Here is a 13,078-nt window from a genome sequence, read left to right as displayed (position 1 = left end):
GAATTCGTCGGGCCCAAATCATGAGCGGTACGGTCAAGGGGTGTCCGCTACGCATCGTCGCAGGCCGGCGCTGATCGCGCTGGTCTTCATCGCGGCGTGCGGGTGCCTGGCCCTGGGCTGGTGGCAGTGGACCAGGTTCAATTCCGTCTCCGGCTCATTCCAGAACCTTGGCTATGCGCTGCAATGGCCGCTGTTCGCTGGGTTCTGCGTGTACGCCTACCGCAAATTTGTTCGCTATGAAGAGGAACCACCACAGCCGCGAAGCACAGCCGGGATGACGGAGATACCCGCCGAGTTGCTGCCCGAACGACCGAAGGCCGCGGCGCAGGCATCCGACGATCCAGCGCTGCGGGAGTACAACGCCTACCTGGCCGAGCTCGCGGCGCAGGACGCCGAAGAGCAGAAGAGGACAACCGCATGACGACACCGGAGACGCCCGGAACATCCGCGCCTGCAGTCCCCGTCGACAAGATCCGCACCGCGTTGCTCGGCTACCGAATCATGGCGTGGACGACCGGCCTGTGGCTCATCGCGTTGTGCTACGAGATCGTCTCGCACCTCGCCTTCCACCACGAGATCCGGTGGATCGAAGTCGTCCACGGCTGGGTGTACTTCGTCTACGTGTTGACCGCGTTCAATCTTGCGGTCAAGGTGCGCTGGCCGCTCGGCAAGACGGTCGGGGTGCTGCTTTCCGGGACCATCCCGCTGCTCGGCATCATCGTCGAGCACTTCCAAACCCGGGACGTCAAGGCGCGCTTCGGCTTATAAGCCACCTTCGCCACACCGATCGCTCCCGGGACTGACACCGCGAGTGGCCCGCTCCGAGCGACAACGTCGCGCAGAAAACAAGGTGTCGCAACAAGTCGGGCAAAAGGTCAACCACCCTGCGCAGCGTCTGGTCCCCCTGATCGGGCCAGCGTTTCCAGCGCCGGCAACAGCAGCCGCAGCGCGCGACCGCGATGCGAGACCGCGTCCTTCTCAGCCGGACTCAGCTCTGCTGCCGTGCGGTCGTGCCCTTGGGGAACGAAGACCGGGTCGTACCCGAAGCCGCCGTCGCCGCGCGGTTCGTGCGCAATGCTTCCCGGCCATTCGCCACGCACGACGACCTCCCCTGCGGCCGAGACGAGCGCACACGCGGACACGAATGCCGCACCGCGACGTCCGTCGGGTACCTCGCGCAATTGCGCCAACAGCAATGCGGTGTTGCCCGCGTCGTCGCCGTGCGTGCCCGACCAGCGCGCCGACAGGACGCCGGGCATGCCGTTCAGCGCGGCCACCTCCAGCCCGGAGTCGTCGGCCACGCTCGCCAGCCCGCTCGCGGTGAACGCATCGCGGGCCTTGGCCAAGGCGTTGTCCTCAAAGAGCGCGCCCGTCTCCGGCGCTTCCTCGAACGGCGCCACATCGTCGAGCGACACCAAGCTCAACCCCGTCAGACCGGCCCCATCGAGCACCCGGCGCAATTCGGCCAGCTTCTTCGGGTTGCGGCTGGCGACCAGCAGCCGGGTCAGCTGCCGAACGCCTTCGGCGCCGGGGCCCCCTCGGGGAGGACGCCGGGATATGGGAGCGCGAGCGCCTCGCGCTGCGCGGCGAACAACTTGTCGCACGCGGCCAGCGCCACGTCGAGCAATTTGTCCAGCGTCGAGCGCGGGAAGGTCGCCCCCTCACCGGTCCCCTGCACCTCGACGAGGGTCCCGGTGTCGGTGGCGACGACGTTCATGTCGACCTCGGCGCGCGCGTCCTCCTCATAGGGCAGGTCGACTCGGATCCGCCCGTCGACCACGCCGACGCTGACCGCCGCGATCGCACAAGACAACGGCCGGGGATCCGACAGCTTGCCCAAAGCCGCGAGAAAAGTCACCGCGTCGGACAACGCTACGAAGGCACCCGTGATGGCCGCGGTGCGGGTGCCGCCGTCGGCCTGCAAGACGTCGCAGTCAACAGCAATGGTGTTCTCCCCCAGTGCCGCGAGGTCGATGCAGGCACGCAGCGACCTCCCGATCAGGCGGCTGATCTCCTGGGTGCGCCCGGACAGGCGGCCCTTTACCGATTCGCGGTCCGAGCGGGTGTGGGTAGCCGACGGCAACATCGCGTACTCAGCGGTCAGCCACCCCAGGCCCGATCCCTTGCGCCAGCGCGGCACCCCCTCGGTCACGCTGGCCGTACACATGACCTTGGTGTGGCCGAATTCGATCAATACCGAACCGGCGGGATGGTCGGTGAAACCGCGGGTGATGACAACGGGCCGAAGCTCGTCGTCGAGGCGGCCGTCTTCTCGTCTCGTCACGCCGCCAACACTAGCGGGCAATTCAGCACCGCCGCGGAAGGCTCAGACCCGCTCGGAGCGGCGGATATCGAACGTCTCCCCGCACACCACCGCATGCACGGGACCGTCGAACTCGGCCTTGGCCTCGCTGATCACGTCCTCCCGCGAGGTCCACGGCGGGATGTGCGTCAGCAACAGTTCGTGAACGCCGGCCGCGGCCGCGGCCCGGCCGGCCTCGGTACCCGACAGATGCAGCGCGGGCGGGCGCTCCGGCGAGTGGGTCCAGGAGGCCTCGCAGAGGAAGACGTCGGCGCCGCGAGCCAGCTCGACGAGCTGGTCGCAGGTACCGGTGTCGCCGCTGTAGACGAACGATGCGCCGGAGGGATCGGTGATCTTCAGGCCGTAGGACTCGGTCGGATGAGCCACCACGCGCGGTGTCACCGTCAGCGCGCCGATCGTCACCGGCTCGCCGTCAACCCAATGCCGCACGTCGAAAATGTCCGAGCAGTCGTCGATCTCACCGCCGTAGGGCGACGATGCGGCGCCCAAGCGCGACCAGGTGTCCCCCGGGCCGTAGAGCAACGCCTTGCCCAGCGGACGTGTCGGGTGGTAGCGCCGCCACACGAAGAGTCCGGGCAAATCCAGACAGTGATCGGCGTGCAGATGGGACAACAACACATGCACGGAACCGGGATCGGCATACCGCTGCAGCGCGCCGAGGACGCCCCCGCCGAAGTCGATGACCAACGGCGGAGTGTCCGGTGCCCGGAGCAGATAACCCGACGCGGGCGAATCCGGACCGACCACGCTGCCCGAGCAGCCGAGCACGGTTATTCGCACGGACACTACTGTGCCATGCCCGATGGGACCGTGACGAAAACATCGCCGCATTGGTGTGACGAGAATCTCGTCCGGTCGTTAATCAATGCGCACCTGATGAACGGGCTGGACACCGGTGACCGCGGGACCAAGGAATCGCGCCGCCAGTGCCGTGAATGCCTCGGGGTCACCGGTGGCTTCGAAAACCCGAGTCGCAGGCGGTGCGTCGTGCGGGCGAAGCAAATCGCGTTCGGTCAACACCCGAAGCACTTCCTTGGCCGTTTCCTCGGCGCTGGACACCAGTGTCACGTTGTCACCCATCGCCAACTGGATGAGCCCGGACAGTAACGGGTAGTGCGTGCAACCGAGCACCAGCGTGTCGACCTGCGCGCGCTGCAGCGGCTCCAGATAGCCCTCGGCCAATCCGAGCACTTGACGGCCGCTGGTCACGCCGCGCTCCACGAAGTCGACGAAGCGCGGGCACGCCACCGCGGTGATCTCGGTATCGCGGGCGGCGGCGAACGCGTCCTGATAGGCGTGCGAGTTGATGGTCGCCTGAGTGCCGATGACGCCGATACGCCCGTTGCGGGTGGTCGCCACCGCGCGGCGCACCGCGGGCAGGATCACCTCGACGACGGGCACGTCGTAGCGTTCGCGAGCGTCCCGCAGGCACGCCGCCGATGCCGTGTTGCAGGCGATGACCAACCCCTTGACGCCGCGGCCGACGAGGTCGTCACCGATGGCCAGCGCGTGCGCGCGGACCTCGGAGATGGTCAACGGGCCGTATGGACCATGGCCGGTGTCGCCGACGTAGATGATGTCCTCGTCGGGCAGCTGGTCGATGATCGCCCGGGCGACCGTGAGTCCCCCGACACCGGAGTCGAAGACGCCGATGGGCGCCAGCGCCGAGCTCATGTCTTGGGCCGCGGCACGGCGGCGCCGGCCTGTCTCGACGTCCGACCCTTACGCTCCGGCGCGGACAACATGTAAGCGGCCACGACGCCGGCGATCGCTCCGCACAGATGGCCCTGCCATGAGACGCCTCCGCATCTGCCGAGCACCGGCATGGCTCCGAGCAGAACGCCGCCGTAGGCGAACATCACGATCAGGCCGATGACGATGTCGCGCATCCGGCGCACGAAGATGCCGAACACGAGCAAGAAGGCCAGCCAGCCGAAGATCAGGCCGGACGCGCCGATGTGGTCGGTGGGCCCGCAGCTGCTACCGACGTTGCCGATGAGCCAGGTGCCGAGGCCGCCCAGGATCCACACGATGGCGGTGGCCCAGACGAACCGGGACAGGCCGGCCAGCGTCATCAGGAATCCCAGGATCAGCAGCGGCACGGTGTTGGCCATCAGGTGCTGCCAGCTCTCATGCAACACCGGGGCGAAGATGACGCCCCATAGGCCGTCGGCCTCCAGTGGCCTGATGCCGTTGGCGTCCAGCGAGTGCCGGGTCAGCTGGTCGATCAGTTCGACGACGTAGAGCAACGCCACGAAGGTGAGGATCGTGACGGCCCCCACGGACGCGGCGGACCGTTTCTTCGCCTGGCCGGCGGGGGCGCCGGGCCGTCCCGTCAAGCCACGAGCGCCGCTCCTCCTCATCGCTCCGCTCTGCATCGTCGCGGCGCGGTGGTGGTCTTACCCATGGCTGCCCTTCCAGCGTGTTTCCAGCATCGTCAAGGCTACCGGCGCTTGGGCCGGTCGATCTCATCGACCAAATGCCCCGGGCAACACGTCGCGGTAGCTAGGTATGCCGGCGATCGATTTCGCCGCCAGCACACCGCCCAGCACCGCTTGCGCCAGGCAATCGGCGGCGGCGATGCCGACCTCGGTGGCCAGCGGGGTCTCCGGGGAGAAGGCGGCGGGCACTGGTTTCGAACTGGCGGCCGCGCCTACCTCGACCGCCCCGGTGGCCAGCACGAACACCGTGTCGCCGTCGACCGGCGTGTGCGCCGGCCGGATGCTGCGGGCCAGGCCGTCGTGGGCGGAGATCGCCACCCTTCGACATGCCGCCGGGCTCAGGGCGGCGTCGGTGGCCACCACCGCGATGACGGTGTTGAGGGGGCTCTCCACCGGATTCGACGGGGACGGCAACCGGGCGAAGGAGTCGATCTGCTCGGCCGGGGGCGGCTGCAGAGCGAACTCCCGGGACAGGTCGGCCATCCACGGCAGGCCGGTCTCCCGGGCGACGACCTCGCCGGCAGAGTTCACGACGGCCACCGCTCCGACGGTCACACCAGACGGCAGTGCCCTCGACGCGGTCCCGACGCCGCCCTTGATCGCGCCGGCGCGCGCGCCCACCCCGGCGCCGACGGTCCCGACATCCATCGCCGTGCCGTTTTCAGCGGCGGCACAGGCCGCATAACCGAACTCGGGCGTCGGACGGCACTCCCAGCCGCCGACCGGCAGATCGAAGATCACCGCTCCCGGCACGATGGGCACCACGCCGCCGTCCATCGCGACCCCGCGTTCGCGTTCTTCCAGGAAGCGCATGACACCGTCCGCGGCGGCGAGCCCATAGGCGCTGCCGCCTGCGAGCAACACCGCGTCCACGAACCGCACGGTGTTGGCGGGGTCCAACAGATCGGTCTCGCGGGTGCCCGGCGCGCCGCCGCGGCAATCCACCGCGCCGACGGTGCCCGGCGGGGCGAGCACGACGGTGACGCCGCAGGCCCAGCCGGCGCCCAGGGACGCGTCGGGATCCACGCGTTGGTAATGGCCGACGCGGATGCCCGCGACATCGGTGATGGCGTTCATCGGTCGCGGGGCCCCATCAGCACCAGCACCAGGTACTCCTGCAACACCGTCAGCCACTGGTACACGTCGAAGTGCACGGCCAGCGGATGGTCGTCCGGCAGGCGCTCCGGGCCATCCGGCCCGACCTCGAGCATGACGCCCAGGGTCAACCGAATGTCGTTGACCGCCGCGACCCAGGAGTTCGCGTCGTCCTCGGTCAGCTCGAAGCGGCCGCCTTCGTGGGGAACGGTGTCCAGTAACCGCTGTGCGGCAACACGTTTGGCGTTGACGATGTCGGGCTCGTGCAGGCTGCGCAAAGCGGCATTCAAACTGTCCGCGGCATCGGGCGGCGCGGTGTCCTCGTCGCGGTACCGGTAGAAGTCGGGCAGTAGCCGGCGCAACGTGGGATCTTTCGGGGGATCGGCGTTGCCCGTCTTGATCCCGGTGATCTCCTCGAGTTCGTCTGCGGGCGAGGAAGATTCGCGCTCGTCGAGCAGGCCGATCATCGCCGTGGCCAAGTTCTTGAGCAGGGCGGCCTCGTGCGATGCCAGGGACGACCGAAAGCGGGGACCGCTCGCGGTCTCGACCCGCTTCCATTTGCGCACAGGGAATCGCCAGCGCCTCGAGCTTCAGCGGTCCTGCTGCATGGTCGCCCAAAGACCGGCGGCGTGCAGCTTGGACACATCGGCTTCCATGGATTCACGGCTGCCGGCGGACACCACGGCCTTTCCCTCGTTGTGCACCTGCAACATCAGCTTGGTGGCGTGCGGCTCGCTGTAGCCGAACAACTTCTGGAACACATATGTCACATAGGTCATCAGATTCACCGGGTCATCCCAGACGATCGTGACCCACGGACTCGCCGTGGCCTCTACCGGGGCGGACTCTCGTTGTCCTGTAGTGCCCGGCTTAGTGGGCGCTGACATAACAACCATGGCCTACACGATACCGAGGGATGCACGACGTTACCGAGCCCCAACGGCGGCCGATACCGTTATGGAATGAACTACCCGGTCGTTACTGGGCTGCTGACCGACAAGTACGAGTTGACGATGTTGGCCGCCGCGCTGCGGGACGGCACCGCGGATCGACGGACGACGTTCGAGCTTTTCGCCCGTCGGCTTCCCGAAGGCCGCCGCTACGGCGTGGTCGCGGGAACCGGCCGGCTGCTCGAGGCGCTGCCGCAGTTCACCTTCGATGACCAGGCATGCCAGTCGCTGGGGCAGTTCCTCGACCCGGATACGTTGCGTTACTTACGCGAATTCCGGTTCGGCGGCGACATCGACGGCTACGCCGAAGGCGAGCTGTATTTCCCGGGATCCCCCGTGCTGTCGGTGAGCGGGACGTTCGCCGAATGCGTGGTGCTCGAGACGCTGGCACTGTCGATTTTCAATCACGACACCGCAATCGCGTCCGCCGCGGCGCGCATGGTGAGTGCGGCCCGGGGGCGCCCGCTGATCGAGATGGGCTCCCGACGAACCCACGAGCAGGCCGCCATCGCCGCCGCGCGCGCCGCGTACCTGGCCGGCTTCGCGGCGTCGTCCAATCTGGAGGCGCAGCGCTGCTACGGAATCCCGGCCGAGGGCACCGCGGCGCACGCGTTCACCATGCTGCATGCCCAGGCCGACTCCACCCCGGAATCGACCGAGTTGGCGGCATTTCGGGCACAGGTCGACGCGCTCGGAGTGGACACCACCCTGCTGGTGGACACCTATGACGTGACGACCGGTGTGGCCAATGCGGTGGCCGCCGCCGGCACCGGGTTGGGCGCGGTGCGCATCGACTCCGGCGAGCTGGGCGTGCTGGCGCGACAGGTGCGTGAACAGCTCGACAAGCTGGGCGCGACGCGGACCCGCATCGTGGTCTCGGGCGACCTCGACGAGTTCTCCATCGCGGCGCTGGCCGCCGAGCCGGTCGACAGCTACGGCGTGGGCACGTCGCTGGTGACGGGCTCGGGCGCCCCAACGGCGAACATGGTGTACAAACTCGTCGAGGTGGATGGGGTGCCGGTCCAAAAGCGCAGCAGCCACAAGGGATCCCACGGCGGGCGCAAGGCAGCGCTACGGCTGTCGCGCGATTCCGGCATCGTCACCGAGGAGGTGGTGTATCCAGCCGGCCATCTGCCCGTCGTCTCCGAACCGGCTCGGGTGCTGACCGTCCCGCTGGTCCGTGGTGGCGAGCTGGTGTCCAAACCGAACCTCGCCGCGGCGCGCGAGCTGGTAACTTCCGGGCTGCGCAGTCTGCCGTGGGAGGGATTGAACTTGTCGCACGGCGATCCCGCGATCACGACGACGCAGATTCCGGCCGGCCGGCGCTAGCACCACGCGGAAAATCGCGCGGCGCGCGCCGCCCTGAACAGCGAAGAGGTAGCCACGTCCGACGTTTCCGTGTCCGAACTGTTGGCCACCGCGGTGGCCGCGCTCGGTGGCAGTGAACGCAGCGGCCAGCAGGAGATGGCCGCCGCAGTCGCGCGGGCCTTCGACACCGAGGAGCACCTGGTGGTGCAGGCCGGCACCGGTACCGGCAAGTCGCTCGCGTATCTGGTGCCCGCGATCGTCCACGCGATCGACGACGAGTCCCCCGTCGTCGTGTCCACGGCCACGATCGCTCTGCAGCGCCAGCTCGTCGATCGCGACCTGCCCAGGCTGGTCGATGCGCTGGCCGACGCGCTGCCGCGGCGTCCGCAGTTCGCCTTGCTCAAGGGCCGACGAAACTACCTGTGCCTGAACAAGATTCACAACGGCGGCGCGGCCGACGGCGAAGAGGGCGACGACCGGCCGCAGGAGGAACTCTTCAACCCCATGGCGGTCAGCGCGCTGGGCCGCGACGTCCAACGCCTCACCGAATGGGCGTCGAGCACCGAATCCGGTGACCGCGACGACCTGAAACCCGGCGTCCCGGACTGGTCCTGGTCGCAGGTCAGCGTTTCCGCGCGGGAATGCCTCGGCGTGGCGCGCTGCCCGTTCGGCGCCGAGTGCTTTTCCGAGCGGGCGCGTAGCCGCGCCGGCCGCGCCGATGTCGTGGTCACCAACCACGCGCTGTTGGCCATCGACGCCGTGGCCGAGTCGGCGGTGCTCCCCGAACATGAGCTGCTGGTCGTCGACGAAGCGCACGAGCTGGTCGATCGGGTGACGTCGGTGGCCACCGCGGAGCTGACGTCGGCCTCCCTCGGCGTGGCCGCCCGGCGCATCGCCCGCCTGGTGGACCCGGAGTTGATCCAGCGGCTGGAGGCGACGACGGCAAACTTCGCCTCGATCATCCACGACGGCACGCCGGGCCGCATCGATCGCCTCGATGACGAGCTGGCGACCTACCTGGCGGCGCTGCGCGACGTGGCGAGCGCGGCGCGCTCGGCGATCGAGACCACCAACGACCCCAAGGCCGCGGCGTCGCGCGCCGAAGCCGTTGCGGCACTGAGCGAAATATCGGACACCGCGTCGCGCGTGCTGGAATCGTTCGGCCCGGCCATCCCCGACCGCACCGACGTGGTGTGGCTGGAGCACGAGGAGATCAGGGGTTCATCGCGCCCGGTGTTGCGGGTGGCGCCGCTGTCGGTCGCCGGGCTGCTGCGGTCCCGGGTGTTCTCGCGTTCGACGGTGGTGCTCACGTCGGCGACGCTGACCATCGGCGGCTCGTTCGACGCCATGGCCACGGCCTGGGGATTGCCGGCCGAGGAGGACGATGACCCACGCTGGCGGGGCGTCGATGTGGGTTCGCCCTTCCAGCACGCCAAGGCCGGAATCCTGTACGTGGCCGCACACCTGCCGCCACCGGGACGCGACGGCACCGGCTCGGCCGAGCAGCTCAACGAAATCGCCGAACTCATCGCCGCTGCCGACGGGCGCACCCTGGGGTTGTTCTCGTCGATGCGGGCGGCCCGAGCGGCGGCCGAGGCGATGCGCGGGCGGCTGTCGACGCCGGTGCTGTGCCAGGGCGATGACAGCACCTCGGCGCTCGTCGAGCAGTTCAGCGCCGACCCCGAGACGTCGCTGTTCGGCACGCTGTCGCTGTGGCAGGGCGTCGATGTGCCCGGGCCGTCGCTGTCACTGGTGCTGATCGACCGCATCCCGTTTCCCCGGCCCGACGATCCCCTGCTGGGCGCGCGGCAGCGTGCGGTCGCCGCGCGCGGCGGCAACGGCTTTATGGCCGTCGCGGCCAACCACGCGGCACTGCTGTTGGCTCAGGGATCGGGCCGGCTGTTGCGCCGCGTCAGCGATCGCGGCGTGGTTGCTGTGCTCGACTCCCGCATGGTCACCGCCGGCTACGGCGGCTACCTGCGGGCCTCGTTGCCGCCGTTCTGGCAGACCACCAACGGCGACCAGGTGCGCCAAGCGCTGCAGCGACTGCGCAGCGCGGCCTCGCCGGAAGAGGGCCTGTCGGCCTGACCGCTCCGGCTATCGCGCCAGCGTGACCAGGCCGAGCTCGTTGCTGGCCGCCAGCATCGAATTGTGGGGCAGCACACGCACGGTATAGCCGACGGACCCCGCCAGCGGCAGCGGCGTCGTCGTCGAGAAGACCTGGTTGCCGCCCTCGGCGGTGCCGGTGTAGGACATCTCGATGGTGATCGGCTCCAGCAACGCATCGCTCCCGTCGACGCGGCCCACCAGCGCCTGGACCGTGACCTCGTCGGCTCCCAGCCCGGCCAGCTGGACGGTGGCGGTCAGGGTCAGCTTCGAGCCGAGCACCGGACTGTCCGGCAGGCCGGTGCTGTCGACGTCGGTGATGACGATCTTGGGCCAGGCCTCCTGGGCGCGCCCGCGGTAGGCGGCCAGCTCACGAGCCGCGCCGAACTCACTGCCGCCCGCCGCGTCTTCGGCGCCCTCGGCGGGCGCGACCGTCCTGCGCAGCGACTGGGCTGCCGGCGTGTAGTACTGCTCGACATAGTCGCGAACCATGCGGGACGCCAACACTTTTGGTCCGAGAGTCTGCACGGTGTGGCGCACCATCTCGATCCAGCGCGGCGGCACGCCGTGTTCGTCACGCTCGTAGAACTTCGGTGCGACGGCTTCTTCCAGCAGTGTGTAGAGCCCACTGGACTCCAGGTCGTCGCGCCGGTTTTCGTCGGCCACGCCGTCGGCGGACGGTATGGCCCAACCGTTTTCGCCGTCGTACCATTCGTCCCACCAGCCATCGCGGATGGACAGGTTCAGCCCGCCGTTGAGCGCGCTCTTCATTCCCGAAGTGCCGCAAGCCTCCAACGGTCGCAGCGGATTGTTCAACCAGACGTCACAGCCCCAATACAGCAGCCGCGCCATGGACATGTCGTAGTCGGGCAGAAATGCGATGCGGTGGCGCACCTCGGGCCGATCGGCAAAGCGCACCACCTGCTGAATCAGCGCCTTGCCGCCGTCGTCGGCCGGGTGCGATTTCCCGGCGACGATCAGCTGAATGGGCCGCTCCTGGTCGAGCAGCAGCTGTTCCAGCCGATGGGGATCACGCAGCATCAGCGTCAGGCGCTTATACGTCGGCACCCGCCGCGCGAACCCGATGGTCAGCACCTCTGGATCGAATGCCGTTGTTATCCAACCCAATTCGGCCTCAGAGGCACCCCGTTCCAGCCACGATCGACGTAGCCGCTGCCGGACGTCGTCGACCAGCAGGGACCTCAGCTGCGAGCGGATCCACCACAGATGCCCCGCGTCGACCTGCTTGAGGCGCAGCCAAACCCCGGGATCGCTGAACGAATCCGACCCGGCTAGCTCATGGCCCAGCTGCAACCACTGCGGCGCCGCCCAGGTACGCGCGTGAACTCCGTTGGTAATCGAGCCGATCGGCACCTCGCTCGCATCGAAGCCGGGCCACAATTCGTTGAACATGGACCGGCTCACTCTTCCGTGCAGCGACGACACACCGTTGGCGCGCTGGGCCAGCCGCAGACCCATGTGAGCCATGTTGAATTTGGTGGCATCGTCCTCGGCGCCGAGCGCCAGGATGCGAGCCGTCGGCACCCCCGGCAGCAACACCGGCGAGGCGTCGGATGTCGCGACCTTCCTGTCGGATTCGTCGCCCGCGTGGTCGTCGAAGTACAACCGCACCATGTCGATGGGGAACCGGTCGATGCCGGCGGGCACCGGGGTGTGCGTGGTGAACACCGTGCTGGAGCGCACCACCGTCAGCGCGGTGTCGAAATCCAATCCGGAACCGGTCATCAGCTCGCGGATGCGTTCGGCTCCGAGGAAACCCGCGTGGCCCTCGTTCATGTGGAACACCTCGGGCGCGGGCAGGCCGTGAATGTCGGTGAAGGCACGGATGGCCCGCACCCCGCCGATGCCGGCCAGAATCTCCTGCCGCATCCGGTGTTCCTGGTCACCCCCGTACAGGCGGTCGGTCACGCCGCGCAGATCGTGCTCGTTTTCGGGGACATCGGAATCCAGCAACAGCAGTGGCACCCTGCCCACTTGAGCGACCCAGATCCGCGCGTGCAGCTGCGCGGAGTCCGGCAGCATCAACTCGACCAGGGCGGGCTCGCCGGTCGCATCGGTCAGCAGCCGCAACGGCAGGCCCTGCGGGTCCAGCGATGGGTAGGTCTCGTTCTGCCAGCCGTCGGCCGTCAACGACTGACGAAAGTACCCCGAGCGGTAGTAAAGGCCCACCGCTACCAGCGGCACACCCAAATCGGACGCGGACTTCAGGTGGTCGCCGGCAAGAATGCCCAAGCCACCGGAGTAGTTGGGCAGCACTTCGGCGATGCCGAACTCCATCGAGAAATAGGCGATCGCGACCGGCATTTCGGCGCCGTGCTCCTGCTGTTGCTGGTACCACAGCGGCCGGCTCAGGTAATCGTTCAAATCGGCGGTCAACGAGTCGAGCCGGCCCAAGAACGCCTCGTCGAGCGCCAACTCGTCGAGCCGCGCCGGCTTCACCGCGCCCAGCAACGCCACCGGATCACTGCCGCACCGCTCCCAAAGGTCGGGGTCGATGGTTGCGAACAGCTCTTGGGTGGGCTTGTCCCAGGACCATCGCAGATTGGTCGACAGCTGGTCCAGCGCAGTCAGACGCTCGGGAAGGTGAGCACGGACGGTAAACCGGCGGAGGGCTTTCACGCGTTAATACCTTACTGAGGTTCTCCGCCCCCGCACGGCGGGAAGCATCGCTTTTCCGCGCCGGTGTGTGACCGAAGACTAGGGTGGGTATCGGGTAGTTATCGGGGTCGCAACGATGCCTCCCCGCGCAGAAAGTTCCCCACGACAGGAAATTTCCCGACGAGCGTCAATCCGCACGGAGCACGTCGCGGCGGTTGGCCGCACACAATCGGAAC

The 13,078-nt window shown here is 68.3% G+C and carries 13 protein-coding genes; 4 read left to right on the top strand and 9 right to left on the bottom strand.

From position 1 onward, the window contains the following. The first annotated feature begins 40 nt into the window (after window positions 1-40). Both A5753_RS12225 and A5753_RS12220 read left to right on the top strand, forming a co-directional pair. Window positions 41-421, top strand: a complete 381-nt coding sequence (locus A5753_RS12225) for a hypothetical protein (protein ID WP_067127756.1) — start codon at window positions 41-43, stop codon at window positions 419-421. Continuing rightward, complete coding sequence (locus A5753_RS12220) at window positions 418-768, top strand: DUF3817 domain-containing protein (protein ID WP_067127753.1); 351 nt, start codon at window positions 418-420, stop codon at window positions 766-768. Before A5753_RS12225 ends, A5753_RS12220 begins: the two co-directional genes overlap by 4 nt. A gap of 107 nt (window positions 769-875) precedes the next feature. Here A5753_RS12220 and rdgB read toward each other — a convergent pair whose 3' ends face one another. From rdgB to clpS, 8 genes are all read right to left on the bottom strand, one after another. Beyond that, complete coding sequence (rdgB, locus tag A5753_RS12215; protein WP_067128043.1) at window positions 876-1,508, bottom strand: RdgB/HAM1 family non-canonical purine NTP pyrophosphatase; 633 nt, start codon at window positions 1,506-1,508, stop codon at window positions 876-878. Further along, window positions 1,505-2,284 carry a ribonuclease PH gene (gene rph / locus A5753_RS12210; RefSeq protein ID WP_067127750.1) on the bottom strand — a complete coding sequence of 260 codons (780 nt, stop codon included), beginning with the start codon at window positions 2,282-2,284 and terminating at the stop codon, window positions 1,505-1,507. The genes rdgB and rph overlap by 4 nt, the downstream gene beginning before the upstream one ends. A 42-nt stretch (window positions 2,285-2,326) precedes the next feature. Further along, window positions 2,327-3,109 (bottom strand): cyclic nucleotide-degrading phosphodiesterase, encoded by a 783-nt coding sequence (locus A5753_RS12205; RefSeq protein ID WP_067127747.1) that lies wholly within the window; start codon window positions 3,107-3,109, stop codon window positions 2,327-2,329. Window positions 3,110-3,181: 72 nt separating this feature from the next. Continuing rightward, complete coding sequence (gene murI, locus A5753_RS12200; protein WP_067127744.1) at window positions 3,182-3,997, bottom strand: glutamate racemase; 816 nt, start codon at window positions 3,995-3,997, stop codon at window positions 3,182-3,184. After that, on the bottom strand, window positions 3,994-4,701 hold the full coding sequence (locus tag A5753_RS12195; protein WP_156656075.1) for a rhomboid family intramembrane serine protease: 708 nt from the start codon (window positions 4,699-4,701) through the stop codon (window positions 3,994-3,996). Before A5753_RS12195 ends, murI begins: the two co-directional genes overlap by 4 nt. A 90-nt stretch (window positions 4,702-4,791) precedes the next feature. After that, window positions 4,792-5,841 carry a P1 family peptidase gene (locus tag A5753_RS12190; protein ID WP_067127738.1) on the bottom strand — a complete coding sequence of 350 codons (1,050 nt, stop codon included), beginning with the start codon at window positions 5,839-5,841 and terminating at the stop codon, window positions 4,792-4,794. Beyond that, window positions 5,838-6,425, bottom strand: a complete 588-nt coding sequence (locus A5753_RS12185; protein WP_067127735.1) for a DUF2017 domain-containing protein — start codon at window positions 6,423-6,425, stop codon at window positions 5,838-5,840. The genes A5753_RS12190 and A5753_RS12185 overlap by 4 nt, the downstream gene beginning before the upstream one ends. A gap of 24 nt (window positions 6,426-6,449) precedes the next feature. Then, on the bottom strand, window positions 6,450-6,755 hold the full coding sequence (clpS, locus tag A5753_RS12180; RefSeq protein ID WP_067127731.1) for an ATP-dependent Clp protease adapter ClpS: 306 nt from the start codon (window positions 6,753-6,755) through the stop codon (window positions 6,450-6,452). Window positions 6,756-6,821: 66 nt separating this feature from the next. Between clpS and A5753_RS12175 the strand changes: the two genes are divergently transcribed. After that, entirely contained in the window at window positions 6,822-8,138 is a 1,317-nt protein-coding gene (locus tag A5753_RS12175; RefSeq protein ID WP_067127729.1) for a nicotinate phosphoribosyltransferase, read from the top strand. A gap of 33 nt (window positions 8,139-8,171) precedes the next feature. Then, window positions 8,172-10,205 carry an ATP-dependent DNA helicase gene (locus A5753_RS12170; protein ID WP_156656074.1) on the top strand — a complete coding sequence of 678 codons (2,034 nt, stop codon included), beginning with the start codon at window positions 8,172-8,174 and terminating at the stop codon, window positions 10,203-10,205. Between the two features lie 9 nt (window positions 10,206-10,214). On the opposite strand, the gene glgP is transcribed toward A5753_RS12170, so the two are convergent. Next, a complete protein-coding gene (glgP, locus tag A5753_RS12165; protein WP_067127723.1) occupies window positions 10,215-12,863 on the bottom strand; it encodes an alpha-glucan family phosphorylase in 2,649 nt (882 codons plus the stop codon). Window positions 12,864-13,078: the final 215 nt, after the last annotated feature.

The organism is Mycobacterium sp. 852002-51971_SCH5477799-a (genome assembly GCF_001667145.1).
Taxonomy (GTDB): Bacteria; Actinomycetota; Actinomycetes; order Mycobacteriales; family Mycobacteriaceae; genus Mycobacterium.
Note: the sequence above shows the minus strand (reverse complement) of the source record. Positions and strands in the feature narration are given on the sequence as shown.